Here is a 21,118-nt window from a genome sequence, read left to right on the forward strand (position 1 = left end):
TGATACTGGGTGGAAGATGGATCGTCTTTTTCAGTATTGAAGTCTGTCAAAGTTTGTTTTTTGAAAAGAATTGCTTATTCTTCCCTCGTTCTGCTGGGCGATTAACTTAATAAATATATGTTTTTAAATATCGCTAAACTTAGTCTGCTTCGTTCTTTTTTTACCAATTCGGTATTCGCGTCATTGTTGTTGCTTTGGTTTTCTGTGGATGCAGTAGCGTTCCCTAATGTCATTCTGAAGAATCGTGATCAGGTTATCCTGAATAATTTTGATAAGGTCGCAGTCACCGCTGGAGATAGTATTGGAGTTTCTTGGGAGGCAACCGATACGTCGTCTCTTTACCAAAATTGCACGAAAGCAGGAGGCAGCAACTTCAAGGGGGTAAATTCGTCATCCGGTACAGTTTCTGATGTCGCGCCAGTTGATTGGATCGGTAAAAATGCTACTTGCACATTTTTGGCATATGGTGCTGGTATAGATAGCCAATATCGAGTAATTGAAATTGAGACTGTACCGCTCCCGGAAGTTGAATTTATTAATTTTCCCGAGCAGATTTATGCGGGCGCAGAGACTACCATCGCCTGGAAAGCCACTTATGCAAACTTGGTTTCGCTCACTTGCACGATTAACGGCACAAAGGTGCTTGAGGAATTCTCGTACTCGTTGAATGGTTTTAAAACTTCAATTATTGATACAAAATGGGCTAACGCCACTGCCAAATGCGAACTCAGCGCAAGCAATACCGCGTCGCGTGGAAGAATAACTATTTCGAAGGAAGTCTCTGTTGTCAAGCGTCCTCCGCCCATTGCCATCCCGGTTATGAGCCCTCCTGATGCAACCGTTGGCAAGATGTTCACTTTCAGTTGGACATTGGAGAATACAAACTCCTTCTCGGTAGATTGCGATGATGGGAAATTTACCGCAAATTCGGGAGATAAAGTTAGCGGTATTGTTCCTCCTGAATGGGCTGGCCGATTAATTTCCTGCTATGTAGCCGCTGCTGGCAGTAGCGGATCTGTAATAAAGTATGCCTATTTGTCTGTCGCCGCTGGCACTGATACGTCATCATACAAAGGGAATTTTGATGCGATGAAGGATGGCCTCCTCGATGGCTGGGCCTGTCGTGTGGGAAGTAAGGACAAACTTAAGATCCAAATCTATGCAGGTACTCGTAATGACTTAGGGGACAAGATTGGCGATGCGGAAACGAATATCGACAACGACGGGATTGTTGGCACACTATGTGGCACCTCTGGAGCAAGCCACCGATGGGCATTGGATATTTCCGGCATCGTCACCCAGCATACGGGCAAGACGTTGCGAGGTTATGCCATTGCTTCTGACGACTCACTGCGGGAGTTTCCCGGCTCTGGCACGCAGGTGGTGCAACCTTTAACACCAGCGTTGAAGGGCCATGTCCAGAATCTTACCTACGATCCAAATCTTACGGTCAATGGCTGGACCTGCAACCGGGGGGATGCCCGTTTGAACCGGGTATATGTATATTTTGGAGGAGATAGTACCACCGGCGAGCGAGGGCCGGAAATTTATGCAACGAACACGGAGAACGGCTCCGATCTTCATAATATTTGTGGTACAAGTAATAATCATTATAGCTTTAAAATTGATCTCTCTGACTATCATAAGTCGCAAGGAGGGAAAAGCCTCTATCTGTACGGCGTTTCATCGGACGGAATGCAGTCTAAGCTGCTTGATAATTCCGGAAACGTGTATCTTCCTGTCGCTAATAATAACGCAAAAGTTTCTGTAGAATTGCCAACCGGTATGGTGGCAGGGGGGCTGTATACGGCCAAAGTAACTGTAACGAATACAGGAACGACGACCTGGAAACCCTATGATGCAGCGACCGATAAAGGGTTTGCACTTGGTGCTGTTGGTGGAAATGTCATCTGGAGTACGGAACAGCGAGTGCATTTGTCCCAAGCTGTTCCCCCGCAAGGATCTTATACATTCACATTCAACATCAAGGCGCCGCCCACCGCTGGGAATCACGCGTTCCAATGGCAGATGATTGAAGGAAGTGTGTGGTTTGGCGATGCCACCTCTAACATTGTTCCAGTTGGTGCAGTACAGAATACCGCGACTGTTACCTTGGTTGGGACGAATACCAACCAGAGCGTGGCGCCTGGAACTGCCGCTAATATCCCGATCAATGCTTCAGCTGAAGTAACTACCGGGCAGTTAAGCAAGCTGGCAATCCTCGTCCGATATCCGGACGAAGCGACCTATCGCGCGACGCCATTAACGGTTGTGCAGGGCTCGATGAAGCTGCTTGCCCTGAATGAGCTGATTACGCTTTACAGCGGCAGCTACCAAATTGTGGCGAGGGCGTACGAGAGCGATACCAAGTGGACTGATTCCGCACCGATTGTAGTAAACGTTTCAGGCAATATCCTGAAGGGCAAGGTTGCTGGCGTTCGGTTGAACGCAGCTGGTGTGCCGGAGTTGACTGGCTGGCTATGTGATGCATCGCTGGTACAGAATTACCAGCTTTTCGTCAATGCCCCTCCAGCGCTGGGAGGCGAACAGTTGCCTGTTACCGCCAGTACCGCAATCGTCGCGGCTTCCTCTAATCGCGCAATCCAGGACCAGTGCGGCACTACTGCGAATGTGCAGCAATTTACGTTCGATCTCTCCAGCGCTACCCAGACGCATCCAGGCAGGGCTCTCTACGTGAAGGCATTGGGAGCGGGATCCGTATCGACCATTCTGGCGTGCGATGACCGTACCTGCAATGTGCCGGGGACGCTGCGCATTGGCATTGTTACGCCTGATAACAAGAAGACGTACACGGCGAATCCTGTATTTATTTCTGCCAGGGTCACAGGGCACACGTCGCCTGCTGAAGTGTCGTTCAATATTGAGGGTAACTGGGTATCGGGCGAGCTTGGAAGCGATGGACTGCATATCGTAAACCATTCGGGCCTTGTTCCACGCGCAGAGCCTTATCACGTCTATGCGCGGGTACGCTCGGGCGATTTCACTATTACGAGTGAAGAGCGGGAGTTCTACCTTGGTAGCGGCACGCCTGGGACGCCGACGGTGCCAGGGACGGATCCGGTGGTTTTGGCGGCGACGCTTGATGTGATTTTTGGGTTGTTGCTGGATGATGCCAGCGCTACCGTGCCACCGGCTGACGGGACAGGGAGTACTGGTGGAACTGGCGCAGGAGGTACGGTTCCGAATACGTTGACTAGCGTCGGCATTGCGCCGCCTCACTTGACTGATCCGGATGCCGGCACGTTGCCGGGTGAACTTGGCGTGTCCGCTTCCGGTGCGGCGAGCTACAGTATTCCAATCGTGGTACCGCCGGGTACGGCGGGCCTGCAGCCGAACCTGTCGCTCAACTACAGCAGTTCGGCGCAGAACGGCATCCTGGGACTGGGCTGGAGCCTGAGTGGTCTGTCGAGCATTCACCGCTGTGGCAAAACCATTGCACAAGATGGTGTCAACAACCGTATCGGCTTTACCACTGCTGACCGCCTGTGCCTGGACGGACAGCGTCTCGTACTGGCCAGTGGTTCGAATGACGATACGGCTTACTGGGCTAATGGAGCAGTATTCCATACGGAGATCGATAGCTTCAGCCGTATTACGGCGCAGAGCACCGGCGATGCGCGTACTTTCAAGGTTGAGAGCAAGGACGGTCGTATCGCGACCTATGGCGATACGAGCCGCAACGCGCGCGTACTGGCTTATGAAGGCTTTGAAAGTGGGGCGCGCAAAACCGGTGCGCTGACGGCGCGCAGCCAGGCGCAGTCGTGGGCGATCGATCGTATCGTTGACCGCAGCAATAACCACATCAGCTATCACTACGCACAGTCCAATACGACAGGTGAGCATTGGCTGACGACGATTCGTTATGGCGGTAACGGCCTGGCGCCACATGCACTGGTGCGACTCACTTATGACGATTGCGACATAAACTGCAACGGTAACGCACGACGCACCGATGCCTGGACTCGTTACATCGACAGCACTCGTAACGATTTGCGGTTGCGGGTGAGCCATGTCAAAACCTACGTTGGTAACGATTTGTCTGGCGAGCCGGCCGATGCGCAACTTGTGCGTGATTATGTACTTGGTTATGAATACAGCCCGACCAGTGGTCGCAGCCTGTTGAACAAGGTTGCCGCCTCCGCGCGTCATCCCGTGTCGGGCGTCATCGAGAGCTTGCCTCCGACGACGTTCGCGTGGGGCAAGCCGAAAGCTGGAGTTGTTCCGGGATTTACACGGTGGGGGGAGTGGCCTAAGGCACCGATACTGACCACCAATGGCGATTATCTTGGTACCGGTGTTTCTGCATACCATGCGGACTACTTTGCATTCAATGACTTTGAAAACCACGGTTATGTGGATGTGCTTGAAAAGCGTAAAGCGTCTGTTGCTTCACTTGGCCACAAGACGACCGCTGCAATATTGGCTGAAATGAGTAATCCGAACGTGCCGGGTACGATGTTCGATAATTACCGGTACTTTCACAATAACGGCAGCGGATTTGTCGAACACACTTATCGTCTGAGCACAGGCAGGAAGTTTGTGGTCATGGAAGTGGCAGATTTTGACGGTGACGGTACCCCTGACTTGCTGGTTTCGTCCGAGGACGGTCCACGTATCTGTCTGTCGCCACTTGGAAGCGGCAATTTGCCCGCTGTAGGCACGCCGATTGTATTCAATTGTGATTCGGGCATGCTTGCGGTAGGAGGTAATACTACAGGCGAGGTGCCTTTTGCAATTGATGCCCTTGGTAGCGGACGCTCTGGTCACTACAGCAAGATGTACAGCGCGACCGAGGCAACATTCTGTTATTTGAATTCGTGTGCGCCTGACAAGACCGCACCGCGGAATGTGCTGGGCTACGAATATCAGAACGACAGCATGCCCGGTACGCCGACGCATGATTACGTCAGCTTTGTACAAATGGTGGATCTTGGCGGCACCGGCAAACCCTATGAGGTGCGTGCTACTCGGCCACATTTCATCGGCAGGACGGCAGATATTGGGGGGGGCGAAATGACCCTCAATACCTGGATTAATCCACAGCCGTTCGTGGTTGTTACCGATTTCCGCGCACCGAATGCTGCCGGTGCGGGTGTGAAGTTGTTTGATAGCTATGGTTACCCCGAGTACAAGGATCTGTGCAAATCCTCGGCGTGCACTCCTTACGGTTTTGAAATGCCCAGTGCCGGCGCAGGTTATTCTGCGGACTTCAATGGCTCCGGTTATAGCAGTTTAGCGTTCGGCTTTTATGAAAATGGACGTGATCCGGTAACCAACACCTCCATCTACAATAAGGCAAGCATGACAGTTTGCCTGTCGACCGGTAGTGGCCTTGATTGCCGCATCCGTCAAAAATACAGCGGCACGCAGTTTGCGGCGGTACGTGCGGTTGGCAACTTTGTTGGCGATGGCGCGCCAGCCATATTGGTGGAGGGGATCACACAAGGGGCGACAGGATCGGGCGTGGTTCCATACAATAACGGCAAAATTAGCGTATGCCGCCTGAAAGGCGACGATACGACGGATGGGACAAGCACTAGCGACAATAATATGACTTGTGCTCAGTGGGACGGTGCCACCTTACCGTATCTGACTGTGGCCGATAAATCGTTCTTTGTAGACCTTCTGGGTACGGGTAGGCCGCAACTAATTGTCTACCGTAGTGGCTACTTCACTGGAACAACTTCTGATACCTGGCTTGAAAAGGGCCAGTGGGATGTGTATGTACCGACTGATGTTGCTGAACCCGGACAGGCCCTGGATCGTATCTATCAGGTCACAAATGGTCTGGGTTCCCGGTCGTCCGTAGAGTATAAGGACGGACTGGTGAACGGCGTCATTGGTCGTGACGGCGACACCGATCTTCCTGCCGATACCTACCCGACGCACCTGACACCGCAGACCGGCAAGATCGTCAGCAAGCTGTCTGTCGGCAACGGCTACAAACCGGAGCGCACAACGAGTTACCGTTACTTTGACGCCGCTATCGATGTGGCGGGCCGCGGCTCGCTGGGCTTTGGCACGGTGAAGTCAACGGATGATCAAACTGGAATTGAAACCACGACGCGCTACAGCCAGAAATGGCCGACCACTGGCATGGTGCGCAAGATCACGGTGAAGTCGGGTAGCGTGATTTTGTCGCATACGGACAATTCGGTGACCAGCAAGCCTGATACGCCATCTGCTCCGCGCTACTTCCCTTATGTGGGAGGAAGCACTGTCGAGCGGCGTGACCTGGATAGCAGCGAACTAGGGAAGGTCGTTACAACTAATACATACGATGACTATGGCAATCTGACGCTGCAGGAAGTGACCAGCACAGGCAACGGCACCTATAAGGCTTCGGTACGAACGGAGTTCATCAACAACACTTCGGCATGGCTGATCGGCTTGCCGGAACTAATGACCACTACTAAGTCGGTGCCAGGGAATCCATCACCGGTACCGAAGGACGGAGTACGGAAGGTCAGCTTTAAATACAACGCTGCGACGGGCCTGCTGGATAAAGAAATTGTGGAAGAGGGTGACACGAAGCTGGAGGTGGTGACTGAGCATCTGCGTACGGGTAATACTTTAGGACTGGTCACGGAGAAGCGACAGAGCTGGTACGACAACGGGACTGTCAAGTCGCGTTACGTGAAGACTACATACGATGCCAAAGGCCGTTTCCCACAGGGCACGACAAGGCAGGTCAACGCCTTTGCCGCAAATGACTTGAGCGAGTCTTATGCCCATGTCGCAGGCACCGGCGCCCGTGCGTCGATGACGGATGCTAACGGCCTTGTCACGCAGTGGGTGACCGATGGCTTTGGCCGGGTGCGCAAGGAGTCGCGGCCGGATGGCAATGAAACGCTGGTGTTGCTGAAAAAATGTGCTGGCGCTTCCTGTGCTGAAATTGGCGAAGCCGCAATTGTTCAGATCACCATGCAATGCCGTGACAGCGGTACGGATCTTGCCAAGGCATGCCATGGCGGTACTCAAACCGCTGTGCCCCAGCTTGTCTTTAGTGACGAAGTTGGACACGCGGTACGCACCCAGAGCTACGGCTTTGACGGCAGTGCGACGTATGCCGATACGCGTCATGATGACTTGGGACGCGTCAATGCCACCTATCACCCCGCGTTCTACGACAGTAAGCTCAATCCAGTTGGGACGCTGGAAAGTGCGACGGAAACCAGCTATGACATCCTGAACCGCATTGAGATTCATTCGGTTCGCAATGAGGATCGCACGCTCAAATCCAGTCTGACTAAATATCAAGGCTTTGAGGTGATTCAGACCAATGCACTTGGCCACAAGCGCTATGAGACCCGTAACGTATTGGGGCAAGTGCAGGCAATAAAAGATGCGAACGGTGGGCTGACACAGTTTGCCTATGAACCGTTTGGCGGCCTGAGCAAGACGATTGATCCACGTACTAATGAAATCATCGTTGAGTATGACACGCTGGGCCGCAAACTTGCCTTGGTTGATCCTGATCTGGGACGGATCGAATACAAACCGGATCCGCTGGGTCGCATTGTGTTTCAATCGAGCAAGCTGCAGCGCGACAAGGGGGAGGAAACCAAGTTCACGTATGACCTCGTTGACAGGATGACCAACCGCTACGAGAAGGATATGAATGCAGTATGGGTGTTCGATACGGCGCTGAAAGGCAAAGGTCAACTGGCCGAAACGTACACGTTGCGGAACAATGCGCGTGACTACCAGCGCAAGCACGAGTACGACAGCGTTGGTCGCCCATCGAAGACCTCGCAGGTGTTGACTGACGCGGTCTATACCAGTGAGAACGGCTATGACGCCTGGGGCCGTGTTATCACTCAGAGTTACAAGCGCGGTTCCGGCGCGACCAAGGCATTTGACCTGCGCTACAACGAACGAGGCTATTTGGCGACGGTGGAGCGGAATGGCAAGTCTTTGTGGAAGGTAGTCAAACAGGATGCATCCAACCGCATGCTGGAAGCAGCGTTGGGGAATGGCCTGAGGCATGTGGTGACGATCAACCCTTATTCCGGCCGTGTCGAGCGTGACCAAGCTAAGACAGTGGAGGAAGGCAAGCGTGTCGATCAGTCTTACCAGTACGATGTGCTGGGTAATGTCACCCAGCGTAAGCAGGATTGGGACAATATCCTGCACACCGAGGACTTCACGTATGACAACTTGAATCGCTTGGAAACCAGTACGTTGCACGGACAAAGCAAGCAAACGTACACCTACTTTGCAGACGGCAGCATGCGCTTGAAAACTGGGGTGGGGACAGGCGAGTATGTGTATCCAGCGCAGGGGCCAGGCGCCGTGCGCCCGCATGCAGTGCAAAGCATTACTGGAGGGATCAGCTTCCGCTACGACGACAACGGCAACATGCTGAGTGCAGGTGACAAGACGGTTACCTGGGCGAGCTTTGACATGCCGCTGACGATTACGAAGGGAAGCTCAAGCAGTACGTTCCGCTATGGCACAGAGTTGCAGCGCGTGCGGCAGGACCGCAGCGACGGCATGGTCATTCACTATGCTGGGGCACAGGAAGTGGAAACCCAGGGCACCAAGCTGGTTGTCAAGACTTATTGGCCGCATGGTTTGGGGGTGGAGATTGATACGACCGAAGACACGGTCGTGAAGCCGACCGTATTGCTGTGGTCTCATAAAGACCGGCTGGGCAGTCCGGTGGCGCTGACCAATTCAGCTGGCGTTCTTGAGGATCGTCTAGCGTATGATGCCTGGGGTAAGCGCCGCTTGATCCCTGGGGATGAAACGCCAATCGATAACAAGGGCTATACGGGCCATGAGATGCTGGATCAGTTGGACCTCGTGCACATGAATGGGCGAATCTACGACCCATTGGTTGCCAAGTTCCTGTCGGCTGACCCGTACATCCAGGACTACTATAACGGCCAGAACTACAACCGCTACTCGTATGTCCTAAATAATCCGACTAACCTGACGGACCCTACCGGCTACGAATGGTCGGACTGGGTGCCTGTCTATGGCAGCGTCCAAGATTTCAAAGCCTCAGTCTCGGATGGGAATTTTAAGACAGCTGCCCTACATGGCGCTCTTGCAATTGGCGATGGCGTGACGCTTGGCTTAGGCGCAATCGTCAAAAATGGCATCAAGGCCATCATCAAGGCCGAAATCAAGCATGAAGCCGCTACGGCATTGGCGAAAGAGGGAGGCGAGCAAGCTGCGCATGCAACAGCAAAAGCTGGAAAGCAGGCAGAACAGGTAGCAGCTAGGAATTCGGAAAAGGCTGCGAGCGAAGGTGCGGCAGCTGAGTCAAAAGGTGCAGCGACAGCATCCGAGCGGGCAAAAAATCCTGGCAAGCAAGAGAAGACGTACGAGACTTATACGAAGGAAAACCCTGAGACTGGCGAGGTATATACTGGCCGAACAAGTGGTAAGGGAACACCAGAGAAAAACGTTGCGCGTCGAGACGCTGGCCATCACAAGTACGACGATGGCTTTGGCCCAGCCCAACTCGATAAGTCTTCGAAAGACCCGAATGCGATTAGAGGACGTGAGCAACAGTTGATTGATAAGAATGGTGGTTCGAAGTCGCAGGGCGGGACGTCTGGCAATGACATTAACGGTATCTCGCCGAAAAATCCGAAGCGAGATAAATATATCGAAGCAGCAAAGAAGGAGTTTGACAAGAGATGACGAAGCGCTCGCAGTACCGCCGAAAGGTCGGCGACATTGTGAAGATAGACCTAGGCGATGGTACGAGCGCGTTCGGCCGTGTGCTGACCGAACCGCTCATGGCATTTTATGAAATGAGAAGCGCGACTGAGCCGCCCTTGGAGGAAATAGTCGCGGCACCTATCTTGTTTAGGATTTGGGTCATGAACAACGCCGTTACTTCTGGGCGGTGGCCATCGATTGGAAACATCCCTCTTGATGAGAATCTGGAAGCAGAGCAGACCTTTTTTAAGGTTGACGCCATGACTAAAGAGTACAGCCTTTATAGGGGGGGCGAAGATGTTCCGGCCGAGCGAGAGGAATGCATTGGTTTGGAGAAAGCGGCCGTCTGGAGTGCTAACCACGTTGAGGATCGCCTGCGTGACCACTTTGCAGGCGTTCCTAATAAGTGGGTGACATCTCTTGCTCCCTAGATCGGGGAAAATCTTTTGCAATCGGCTGCGACATCCATAAAATAGTTCACGAGATGCAAAGCGATTTGCACTCTTCTACGAACCCGCCTAGTGCCAACCGCACTACTCGTGTTCTGAACATTGCCAGGTCAGGCTAGTGTTCAGGGCGCGAGCCGGCGGGAACGATGAAGGACGAAACCAAACAGTCTCCAAGCCTGACCGCTTCTGTTTGTTTTTTTGTGCTTAAAAATCTCCGTCTTGCCAGTAAATCCTGAATCAACAGGTAGGTGCCCCGTGTGTGAACAACATACACCCAGCGGGGAAGGGAGTCATCGTGCTCATGGGCAATTTTCGGTCGGCGTCAACACGTTATGTCTGGCGCCCCTGCGCGGCTGCCAAGCCAGTTGGTGCGCCTTAATGGCGCACGGATTGAAGGGGTGACGGCGCGCGCGCCTGCGGTGCGTGCGGCCGCGCTGCGCCGGTAGTCAGAGGAAGGTACAAACCAGTCAGGCGCTCCGGAGCCCGCGCCTGCGCTTACCGCCGTGCGTTGCCGGTAGTCAGGTGGAACGTAACGGCAACCCCCAGTCAGGGTTACGGGGCGCGCTTGTGCCTCGTTTGCCGCCGCGCTGCGCCAGCAGTCGGAGGGAAGAACAACCCAACCCCGAGTCTGTATGCGGTGCAAGGTGCGATGCAACCCGATGCAACCGGCGTGCAGGCCAATGCAACCGCCCAGGTGAAAAGCAAGCCGAGAAACAGGCACGAGAGATAGGAATACAAAACCCGGACGGGTTTGAATTCATATCGTGCCCAAGGGGTGCTCCTTTGAAGCCCGGTTCGCCACGGCGTGTTGAAAAGCCGTAAGCGTGCAGCCGCGCCACCTGTGATTTCATAGCAGAAGACCGGATACTTCGATCATTTGATCGGAGACCGTATGGCAGGACAAGAGAAGCAGACATCGTGGGAAGAGCGGCTGGCGGCATGGAGGGGCAGTGGCGAATCGATGCGGCATTCGTGCAGTGCGGCATGGCCAGCTGGACCCATGTGTGCGCGAATCCGTATAGAAGTCATTCTCCAATGTGACAATTTGTGAGAATATTCCTACAAAAAGGTTGATATAATTCCACATTAGTTGTGACTCTACCATTGTTGGCGGAGCTGACGCGCCCGCCATCCGGCAACGCGCGATGGGCTATTCAGCATGCGGAAGCGTCTCTCCCTCGCTGTCCATCCTTGGCCCAGGATTCCCGTGTTTTTCGCTTATCTCCGTTTCCATGCGGCGCGGCTTTACCGTGCCCAGCCTTTTGTTGTGCTGACGCTTGCTGCGTCTAGCACTGCATTGGCCGTGTCCGCGCTGGTGTATGTGGAGCAGCGGCACGAGGCGCAGCAGGCACAGGCTGATTTGCAGCGGCTGCAAACGGCCGCCAATGGTATGAAGGCCAAGGCAGAGGAAAGCAAGCCGGAAAACACGCCGGAAATGGATTTGCCGGTATTCGATAACGTCGCGCTGGTCCAGTCGCTCAATGCCACTGCCGCGGAAACGCAATTAGCGCTCGACGAAGTGGGTTATTCCCTGGATGAGGGCAGCAGCGAACCGTATTTGCGTTACCGCATCACCCTGCGCGTGGCCAGTAATTACCGCGCCATCCGTGCCTTCAGCGACCGTTTTACGACGGACATGCTCAATGTGTCGCTCGACTCCATCAGTTGCGCAAGGCAGGACGTCTCCACGGTGCCGCTGACTTGCGATCTGGCATTTTCCGCGTTTTACCGCAGGAGCCTGCGTGGATAAGGTCGCTGCCTTGCGCAAAGCGTTATTGATTGTGGGGCTGGCGGCCACGGTCTATGCATCGTTCGGTACGGACGGCGAGGGGCCTGAAATCGTCCAGGCCACTGTGCCGTCGGCGTCGGCGCGGCAACCGCTGGTCAGCGTGGCGCCCGCAGCTCAACTTGCCGACGAGCGGGAGGCGGAGTCCGATGGCAGCGACCCGTTCGCGCCCCGGATTTGGACACAGCCACCACCACCGCCGGAGCCGGTCAAAGTGGTGACGGCAGCGCCGCCGGTGGTGGCGGTGACGGTGCCGGAAGGGCCGCCTCCGTTGCCGTACCAGTTCATGGGGCGCCTCAATGATGGCGACGACCAGGTGGTCTATCTGGGCCGTGGTGATCAGGCGCTCGTGGCGCGCATGGGCGAAGTGCTGGACAACACCTATAAGGTGACCGGCATCAGTGTGGCCCAGATTGAATTCGAACATTTACCGACCAAACAGCGGCAAGCCTTAGCCCTGCAAAGCAACTAAACCATGCGTACTCAACCAACGACCTTCCGCTTGCGGCCTTTGACTGCGATGACTGTGGCAGCAGTGGCGCTGATGCTGGCAGGCTGTAACTCCGCGTTGCATCACCGCCGTGGCATGGTGGCCCTGGATAAACGCGAGTATGCGGATGCGGTGCGCGAACTGGCCAAGGCGGCTGAATTGGCGCCGAAGGATGTCGAATACCGGCGCGACTGGCTGCGCACGCGTGAAACCCTCACGGACAAATTGCTGGCCAACGCCGCGACGGCCCATGCCGAAGGCAAAGATGCCGAGGCGGAGAAGGCGTACCGCACCATCCTGCAATTTGACGCAACCAATGCCAGGGCGCTGGCCGGGCTGGAAACACTGGCGGAGGCCACGCGTGCCAACGCGGACGCGGCGAAAGCACGGGAAGCGTTCAAGCGCGGCGATATACCAGCCGCCTCGGAACTGGTGGCGCGCGCGTTGAAGTCGGCGCCCGGCCACGCGGAAGCGCGCGCGGTCAGGCGCGATATCGAGACCCTGCAGGCGCAGGAAGCAACGGCCGCGCCCAGTTTGGGCGCCATGTACCGCAAGCCAATCAACCTGGAATTCCGCGAAGCCAGTTTGAAGTTCGTGTTTGATGCGCTGTCGCGCACCACCGGCATCAATTTCATTTTCGACCGCGACGTGAAATCGGAGCAGCGCACCACGCTGTTCCTGAAAAACACCACGCTCGATGACGCGATCGACGTCATCCTGTCGACGGCCCAGCTGGAAAAGAAAGTCCTCAATCCCAGCAGCGTGCTGATTTACCCAAATACGCCGGCCAAGAACAAGGAATACCAGGATTTGCTGGTCAAGGCGTTCTATATGTCGAACGTGGAGGCCAAGAAGGCGGCGGAAATGCTGAAAGCCATCCTGAAGGTCAAGGATGTCTTCGTGGACGACAAGTACAACATGCTGATCCTGCGCGAAAACCCGGAAACCATCGCGCTGGCCACCAAGCTGCTGGCGCTGCATGACCTGGAAGAGCCGGAAGTCATGCTGGAAGTGGAAGTGCTGGAAATTAACCGGACGCGCTTGCTGAACCTGGGCGTGCAATGGACCAGCCAGTTCACCGTGTCGCCATTGTCCGGTAGCACGACCAGCACCGGCACCGGCGCCAGCGGCAGCACGGGAGCCTCCACCATGAAGCTGAGCGACTTGAAGGCGCTGACGTCGGCCGGGATCGGCATCACCGTGCCGACCGCGACGCTCAATCTCACCAAATCGGACGGCGACGCCAATCTGCTGGCCAACCCGCGCATCCGTGTCCGCGACCGCGAAAAGGCGAAGATCCTGATTGGCGACAAGGTGCCGGTGGTAACGACGACCACGGCAGGTACCTTTGTCACGGAAAACATCCAGTACCTGGACGTTGGTCTGAAACTCGACGTGGAACCGGATATTCACTTGCGCGACGAGATCGGCCTCAAGCTGAGCCTGGAAGTGAGTTCCCTGGTGTCGTCGATCAAGACCAGCAATGGTTCGCAGGCGTACCAGATCGGTACTCGTAACTTCACCAGCGTGTTGCGCTTGAAAGATGGTGAAACGCAAATCCTGGCGGGACTGATCAGCGATGAAGACCGTTCATCGGCTAGCAAGTTGCCACTGGTGGGCGATCTGCCATTGGTGGGGCGTTTGTTCGGGAGCCAGAACGATAACCGCCAAAAAACGGAAATCGTACTGTCGATCACGCCGCACCTGATCCGCAATATCCAGCGCAAGGATGCTTCAGCGGAGACGTTCTGGTCCGGCACGGAAGCCACGCTGAGCAGCAAGCCGCTGCGCCTGCGTAATTTTGATGCGGCAACCGGCGCGGCGGCGCCCACGCCCACGCCGGGGGCAGGCGCCGCACCGGTTGCGCCTGGCGTGCCGCCGGCAACACAGCCGCAGTCGCAGCAGCCGCCTGCATCGCCGCCGGATGCGCCCAAGCTGCAATGGCTGGGTCCCTCGTCGGTCAAGGCAGGCGAAGTGTTTACGTTGCAGCTGACAATGGACAGCCCGGACGCCCTGCGCGCCGCCTCCCTGCAACTGGCGTTCAATCCCGCCGAATTTGAAATTGTTTCCATTGGCGATGGCGCCTATTTTGGTCCCGAGGGAAAAGGGACGTTCAGCCACACCATCGACAATGCGGGTGGCCGCGCCTCGCTGGGCGCCAGCGGCACCGATGCCGCCGGCGTGAAAGGACCGGGCAAGCTGTTGACGGTGCAGCTGCGGGCGAAGAGTGTTTCCCCGGCGGCGCAGGTCAGCGTGATCGGAATGACGCCAATCGGCGCGCAACGTGCCGTTTCCCGTCCCGGCTTGCCGTATTCGCATCAGGTCACGGTGACGCCATGACGCGTGTACTGAACAAGGGGCGCAGTGCTGGTTTCAGCCTGATCGAATTGCTGGCCGCGTCGGCCATCATCGGGCTGCTGGCATCGGTGGCGGTTCCCTTCATGGAAACGGCGTTGAAACGCCAGAAGGAGCAGGCGCTGCGCGTCGCCCTGCGCGACATCCGCAACGCGCTCGATGCCTACAAGCAAGCCACGGTGGACGGACGCATCAAGATCGACGACGGAAAGAGCGGGTATCCGCCAGCGCTGCTCGATCTCATTGGTGGCATTGATGATGCCAAAGACCCGAAGAAACCGAAGATGATTTTCCTGCGCCGCATTCCACGCGATCCGTTTTATGGGGATAACAAGACCGCCGCCGCCAATACCTGGGGTGTGCGTAGTTATGCCTCGTCCAGCGACAGTCCGCAAGCGGGTGAAGACGTGTTTGACGTCTATTCCAAATCGGACCGGACGGGATTGAACGGCGTGCCGTACAAGGAGTGGTGATGCGGCGCCATATAAAAGGTTTCACGCTGATTGAATTGCTGGTGGCGCTGGCCATTGTCGGGCTGATCGTCGCGATTGCCGCGCCGCGCTACTTCAGCAATATCGACCGCACCAGGGAAGACGTGCTGCGCGAGGATTTGTACCTGATGCGCGATGCGATCGACAAGTTTTATGCGGACCGCAATGCCTATCCGGCCGAGCTGGAAGACCTGGTCAAGGAAAAATACCTGCGCGCGATTCCGAAGGACCCGTTCACCAGCAGCAACCGCAGCTGGGTGGCGGTGCCACCGGAAGATGCGGCGCTGGGCGCCGTCGCGGGTGTGCGCAGTGGCGCGCCCGGCACCGGCAAGGACAACACGCGGCTGGCGGACTGGTGACCTATGCGCAGGCAGCAGGGGTACAGCTATGTGGTGGTGATGTTCTTGGTGGCGGTGCTGTCGCTGCTGTCCGTGCGGGCGCTGCGCAATACGCTGACCGAGGAACGGCGCTCCAAGGAGGCGGAATTGCTGGCGACCGGCATCGCCTACCGGAACGCGATCAAGGGGTATTACGACAATGCTCCCGGCACCGGCAGGATTTATCCGGAAAGCCTGGAGGCGTTGCTGGAAGACCGGCGCGGAACGAAGATCCGAAAGCATTTGCGCAAGCGCTTTCGCGATCCCGTCACCGGCAGCAAGGACTGGGGCTTGGTTTACCTCGACGACGAACAGAAGCAGATCATCGGCGTGTATTCATTCTCGGCGCAGCGCCCCGTGAAACGCGCCGGGTTCCCGGACGAGATGGCGGGATTCACCAACGCGGCCAGCTACCGCGACTGGAAATTTATTTACAAGCCTCGATAAGGATAGGCAGATGCAACGCAAGCAACGAGGTTTTACGCTGCTCGAATTGCTGGTGGTGATCGTCATCATCGGCCTGCTGGCGGCGTTCGTCGCGCCGAAGTATTTCGGCCAGATCGGGAAATCGAAAGCGCAAATTGCCCGGGCGCAGATCGAGGCATTCGACAAGGCGCTGGACCAGTACCGCATCGATACCGGCCACTATCCGCCGGCGTCGCCCGGCCTGGTGGCGCTGCACGTGCAGCCGGCCAATGAACCGATGTGGCATGGCGCCTATGTCAAGAAAGGTATTCCTCCCGACCCGTGGGGCTTTGCGTACCAGTACAAGATGCCGGGCACCGATGGCCGCGATTTTGAACTGGTGTCGCTGGGCGGCGATGGCAAGCAGGGCGGCGAAGGTGAAAACGCCGACATTTTCAACTATTAATCAGAACTCCGTCATCTCATGCAGTTCAAGGCCAAGGTACTGAGCGCCGCGCAGGGCGTGCAGCAAGTGGAAGTCAGCGCCGCCAGCGAGGACGAGGCGCGTCGCGTGCTGGCGTCGTCCGGCGTGCGCGTGCTGGACTTGCGCGCGGGCCGTAGCGGCTTGTCCGGTGGCGGCAGCCGCACATCGTTCAACTTGACGGTATTTAACCAGCAACTGTCGTCATTGCTGGAAGCCGGGCAGACCGTGGTCGATGCGATTGAAATCCTCGGCAAGAACGACCGCCGCGAGCAGCACCGGGCCGTGTATAACGCGTTGTTGCAAAGCCTGCAGCAAGGTAATCAACTGTCCGAGGCCATGGCCGGCCTGCCGTCCGTGTTCCCGTCGCTGTATGTGGCGATGGTGCAAGCCAGTGAAACCACCGGCTCGGTACGCGAGGCAGTGGAGCGCTATATGCGCTACCAGAAGCAGGTCGATGACATCCGCGGCAAGCTGACGGCGGCGGCAACCTATCCCGCAGTGTTGCTGGGCGTGGGCTTTCTGGTGATTGGCTTCCTGATGCTGTATGTGCTGCCGCGCTTCAGTGAAATTTATGATGACGGCGGCGCGGGGCAGGGGCATGGCGGCTTTGTGCAGGCGTGGGGTGGTTTCGTGCGCGAAAACACATTGCTGGCATGGTCGATCATGGCGACGGTCTGCGCCGCCGTGGTGGCGATGGTGCTGCACCCCGGGTTGCGCGCGCTGGCTTACCGCAAGCTGATGGCCACACCGTGGCTCGGTGAGCGGGTATGGATACTGCAACTGGCGCGCCTGTACCGCACCTTGGGCATGCTGCTGCGCAGCGGCGTCAGCGTGCTGGCAGCCATGCGCATGACGCAGGCGTCGCTGCCTGCCTCCATGCGGGGCGACCTGGCGCTGGCGCTGAAAAATGTCAGTGAAGGCAAAGCCATGTCGCGCGCCATGACGGAATCGCACCTCAGCACCGAAGTCGCGGAACGCTTGCTGGTGGCGGGAGAGTCGTCCGGCAACCTCGATGAAATGATGGAACGTATTGCTGATTTCTATGACCAGGAAACCGCGATCTGGATCGACACGGCGGGCCGGTTGATCGAGCCTGTGCTGATGCTGGGGATCGGCCTGATTGTCGGGGCGATCGTGCTGATGTTGTACAGCCCTATTTTTGACCTGGCGAATATCGTATAAATCCTATGCTGACACTACCGATACTCGATGAGGTGCGGCAAGCCGCACAACCGCCGCTGCGCTGGCTGGACCTGTTGGCCGGCAAGCTGGATGTGCCGCTCGCCGATGCGCTGATCCAGGCCGCTGGAGCATTGGGCTACAGCGCAGTCGATGCCGACCGGATCAGCCGTATGGTTCCGGCATTCGACCGTGCAGGCTACAAGGACATGCTGGAACGGCTGGTGATCGTGACGGCGGTTGAGGATGGCGGCTTGCTCGCCGTGATTGGCTTGCCGTTTGATGCGGCGGCAGGCAGCTGGCTGGCGGCTTTGCCGCTGGCAGAAATCTGCCTAGGCGACCCGACGGTGATCCGCGAGCGGCTCGAATCGTTCGAATCGACGTTCAGCGCGGTGGCCGATGCGGTCGGCATCGAGGAAGTCAGCGAGATCGAGCGCGACGCCAGCGCCGATCTCACCTTGACCGCGATCCAGGGCGAAGCCAGTCCGGCAGTCCGTCTGATCAATTCCACCGTGTTCGATGCGCTGCGGATGGAGGCCAGCGACATCCACCTGGAGACCTTGCCGCAGGGTCTTGTCATCAAATTCCGTATCGACGGCGTGTTAAACCATATCGCTACGGTCAACAATCCGACCCTGGCGGAGCAAGCGATTGCGCGTATAAAAGTGTTGGCGGAGCTGGACATCGGGGAAAAGCGCGTACCGCAGGATGGCCGCTTCCGTGTCGCCAGCAAGGGGCGCGACATCGATATCCGGGTCTCGATCATGCCGAGCATCCATGGGGAAGACGCGGTGCTGCGGGTGCTGGACAAGAAAGCCCTGATCGACAGCGTGCAACGGCTGACGCTTGATTCGCTGGGGTTCGATGGCCAGACCATCCGCCTGTTGCGCCGCCTGGCGGCGGAACCCTACGGCATGATGCTGGTGACAGGTCCAACCGGCAGCGGCAAGACCACGACCTTGTATGCGGCGCTGACGGAAATTAACCGCGGTGAAGACAAATTCATCACGATTGAAGACCCGGTGGAGTACCAGTTGCCGGGCGTGCTGCAGATCCCCGTCAACGAAAAAAAGGGACTGACCTTCGCGGTCGGGTTGCGTTCGATCCTGCGTCACGATCCGGACAAAATCCTGGTGGGCGAAATCCGCGACCCGGAAACCGCGCAGATCGCCGTGCAGTCGGCATTGACGGGCCACATGGTGTTTACCTCGGTGCACGCCAATAACACGTTCGACGTGATCGGCCGTTTCATGCACATGGGTGTCGATCCTTATAACTTCGTGTCGTCGCTGACGGGGGTGGTGGCACAGCGCCTGCTGCGCCAGAACTGCCAGCATTGCAACGAGCCGGTGGAACTGGACAAGGAATTGCTGGAGGAGTCCGGCATCCACGATCCGGAGAACTACCGCTTCCATGCCGGACGCGGTTGCGCGCAATGCCGCAACACAGGCTTTAAAGGGCGGCGTGCGATTGCCGAAGTGCTGCGGCTGACCGATGAAATCCGCGAAATGATCATTGCCCGGGCATCGATCCGCGCCTTGAAGGAGCAGGCGCGGCGCGAAGGTATCCGCTTCCTGCGCGATGTGGCGCTGGACCTGGTGAAGGCAGGCCACACGACTTTGCAGGAGGTGAACCGTGTCACTTTTGTGGCCTGAGCGTATTACGGTTGGGCTGTTCCCGGGCCATTGCTGGTTGCAGCGCGGCGCGGCGGTGGTTACGCACGTTGGCGATTTCGCCGGTGCGGACCAATTGCTGGAGGCGTTCGTCACCATGCTGGGGGCGCTGGAAAAACCGTTGCGCAAGGGGACTCGTGTGCAGTTGCTGGTGTCGGACAGCGTGGCTTTTGTGATGCCGCTGGCGTGGCAGGACTTGCTGACGTCGCCGGATGAGTTGCGTGCCTATGCGCGGGCGGGTTTTGAGCAGCGCGGTGTGCCGCTGGACGATGGCTGGATGGTACAAACGGGGTTCCGGCATTTCCGCTCGGCGGGCATTGCCTTTGCGATGCCTGGGCTGTGGATGGCCCGGTTGCTGGAAATGCTGGCGGCACGGGAACTGAGGCTGGCGTCCGTGCTGCCGGTGTCGGCGGCGGCGTACTGGCGGCAGCGCTCCGGCGCCGCGTGCAAAAGCATCGTGTTGCTGCGCGAGCCGGAGCGCCTGACGGCCATGGTGGGGCAAGGCGCACGGTTGCTTGACCTCGATGTGCAGCCGGTTGCCGGCCAGGCCGAGCAGGCGGCCACGCGCCTGCTGAAACGGCTGGCGATTGCGCATGGGCCCATCCAGCAGATCAGCGAATGGCATGCGGAAGCCGACAGTAACGTATCGCTGGCGTCCGTTGCGACGGCGTGTTTGCCGGAGGCGGCTGTGACGCGGCTGCCATTGCACGCATGGAAGTGAGCGGCGAATGATGAATTACTTAAAACCCTTGCCGCGCCATGGCATGCAGTCGATGTTGCTGGCGTTGATCATGCTGGCGGGGGCGGCGTGGCTGGTGGCGCTTGGGCAGGCTGAGCGCGGAAAGGTCGTCGCCTTTGGTGGACAGGAGAAGGCCTTGCGCCAGGCAAACAAGCCGAAGCCGGCGCCCACATTGACCAAGACGCAGACCGAGGATTTAAAGCGGTGGGGGGCATTGAAGGCGGAACGTGGTTTTAACTGGGCGCCGCTGTTTGCGGCCGTGGAGCGGGCGGGCAACCCGGACATTGAATTGCTGGCATTTCAGCCGGATAAGGCGGGGCGCCGGGTCGTCTTGCGCGGGGAAGGCAAGGATGGGGTTGCTGTGGTGGAGTTTATTGAGCGGCTTAATGCGCAAAAGGTGCTGCAGGACGTGCATTTGACGCGGCAGAAAAGCATGCAGCGTGGACGCCTGGTCACTATGGCATTTGAGATCAAAGCTGGTATTTAGGTGGCGGGAAGTTGGTCGAAATTACGAAGTATCTAAAAGGAGAAATTAAAGATGAAATTCAAGAAAACGCTGTTTTCTGTATCAATGGCATTGTCGTTGGTGTTTTGTGCCAAAAGTGATGCTGCTACGTATATGAAAGTGGGCATTGTTGCTGGTATCTATGTGGAAGATAAAGGAAGTAGTGGATTCACGTCTGCGACAATAGCCGGTTTTATTGGGACAGATGCTGGAAACGAATGTCCTACCAATGACGGAATGGTCAGTCTGGCTCTAAGAAATGATGATACTGGTAAGCGCCAGTTAGCCATATTGCTCGCTTCACAGATGGCAGGTAAGAAGGTTCGGGTAAGGGTTGATACGTCCAGGAAAGAAGGTGGGCATTGTATCCTGTGGCTTCTTGAACGCATGGAATATTGAAGAGGAAATTCCTTATATTCTAGATGGGCTTCGACGAGTAGTATTCCATTGGTTTTGTCTTTGGCGTGCGCCCTGTCTGAAATTGAG

14 protein-coding genes are annotated in these 21,118 nt (G+C 57.0%); all 14 read left to right on the plus strand.

The window, feature by feature from the left end; all coding sequences use genetic code 11:
• The first annotated feature begins 117 nt into the window (after positions 1 to 117).
• The 14 genes from AC1RRC_RS01795 (at position 118) to AC1RRC_RS01860 (ending at position 21,031) form a co-directional block, all read left to right on the plus strand.
• A complete protein-coding gene (locus AC1RRC_RS01795) occupies positions 118 to 9,678 on the plus strand; it encodes a SpvB/TcaC N-terminal domain-containing protein (protein ID WP_493053530.1) in 9,561 nt (3,186 codons plus the stop codon).
• Positions 9,675 to 10,130, plus strand: a complete 456-nt coding sequence (locus AC1RRC_RS01800) for an immunity 26/phosphotriesterase HocA family protein (protein WP_493053531.1) — start codon at positions 9,675 to 9,677, stop codon at positions 10,128 to 10,130. The genes AC1RRC_RS01795 and AC1RRC_RS01800 overlap by 4 nt, the downstream gene beginning before the upstream one ends.
• Positions 10,131 to 11,451: 1,321 nt before the next feature.
• Positions 11,452 to 11,898, plus strand: a complete 447-nt coding sequence (locus AC1RRC_RS01805; RefSeq protein ID WP_493053532.1) for a hypothetical protein — start codon at positions 11,452 to 11,454, stop codon at positions 11,896 to 11,898.
• The gene (locus AC1RRC_RS01810; RefSeq protein ID WP_493053533.1) at positions 11,891 to 12,406 is read left to right on the plus strand and encodes a hypothetical protein; all 516 of its coding nucleotides are present in this window, start codon (positions 11,891 to 11,893) and stop codon (positions 12,404 to 12,406) included. The genes AC1RRC_RS01805 and AC1RRC_RS01810 overlap by 8 nt, the downstream gene beginning before the upstream one ends.
• 3 nt (positions 12,407 to 12,409) lie before the next feature.
• Positions 12,410 to 14,764 (plus strand): secretin GspD/PilQ domain-containing protein, encoded by a 2,355-nt coding sequence (locus tag AC1RRC_RS01815; protein ID WP_493053534.1) that lies wholly within the window; start codon positions 12,410 to 12,412, stop codon positions 14,762 to 14,764.
• Positions 14,761 to 15,252 carry a prepilin-type N-terminal cleavage/methylation domain-containing protein gene (locus tag AC1RRC_RS01820; protein WP_493053535.1) on the plus strand — a complete coding sequence of 164 codons (492 nt, stop codon included), beginning with the start codon at positions 14,761 to 14,763 and terminating at the stop codon, positions 15,250 to 15,252. The genes AC1RRC_RS01815 and AC1RRC_RS01820 overlap by 4 nt, the downstream gene beginning before the upstream one ends.
• A complete protein-coding gene (locus AC1RRC_RS01825; protein ID WP_493053536.1) occupies positions 15,252 to 15,629 on the plus strand; it encodes a type IV pilin protein in 378 nt (125 codons plus the stop codon). Before AC1RRC_RS01820 ends, AC1RRC_RS01825 begins: the two co-directional genes overlap by 1 nt.
• 3 nt (positions 15,630 to 15,632) lie before the next feature.
• Entirely contained in the window at positions 15,633 to 16,094 is a 462-nt protein-coding gene (locus tag AC1RRC_RS01830; RefSeq protein WP_493053537.1) for a type II secretion system protein, read from the plus strand.
• A gap of 10 nt (positions 16,095 to 16,104) precedes the next feature.
• Positions 16,105 to 16,518: a type II secretion system major pseudopilin GspG gene (gspG, locus tag AC1RRC_RS01835; RefSeq protein WP_493053538.1), complete on the plus strand. Its 414-nt coding sequence runs from the start codon at positions 16,105 to 16,107 to the stop codon at positions 16,516 to 16,518.
• Positions 16,519 to 16,536: 18 nt separating this feature from the next.
• Positions 16,537 to 17,718: a type II secretion system F family protein gene (locus AC1RRC_RS01840; RefSeq protein WP_493053539.1), complete on the plus strand. Its 1,182-nt coding sequence runs from the start codon at positions 16,537 to 16,539 to the stop codon at positions 17,716 to 17,718.
• A 5-nt stretch (positions 17,719 to 17,723) separates the two neighbouring features.
• Positions 17,724 to 19,370, plus strand: a complete 1,647-nt coding sequence (locus AC1RRC_RS01845) for a GspE/PulE family protein (RefSeq protein WP_493053540.1) — start codon at positions 17,724 to 17,726, stop codon at positions 19,368 to 19,370.
• Positions 19,351 to 20,109: a hypothetical protein gene (locus tag AC1RRC_RS01850; RefSeq protein WP_493053541.1), complete on the plus strand. Its 759-nt coding sequence runs from the start codon at positions 19,351 to 19,353 to the stop codon at positions 20,107 to 20,109. The genes AC1RRC_RS01845 and AC1RRC_RS01850 overlap by 20 nt, the downstream gene beginning before the upstream one ends.
• Before the next feature lie 7 nt (positions 20,110 to 20,116).
• Positions 20,117 to 20,614 (plus strand): hypothetical protein, encoded by a 498-nt coding sequence (locus AC1RRC_RS01855; protein WP_493053542.1) that lies wholly within the window; start codon positions 20,117 to 20,119, stop codon positions 20,612 to 20,614.
• Between the two features lie 51 nt (positions 20,615 to 20,665).
• Positions 20,666 to 21,031, plus strand: coding sequence for a hypothetical protein (locus AC1RRC_RS01860; protein WP_493053543.1), 366 nt, complete (start codon positions 20,666 to 20,668; stop codon positions 21,029 to 21,031).
• Positions 21,032 to 21,118 lie beyond the last annotated feature (87 nt).

The sequence above is a fragment of the Pseudoduganella sp. GW821-FHT12E03 genome (genome assembly GCF_058807115.1).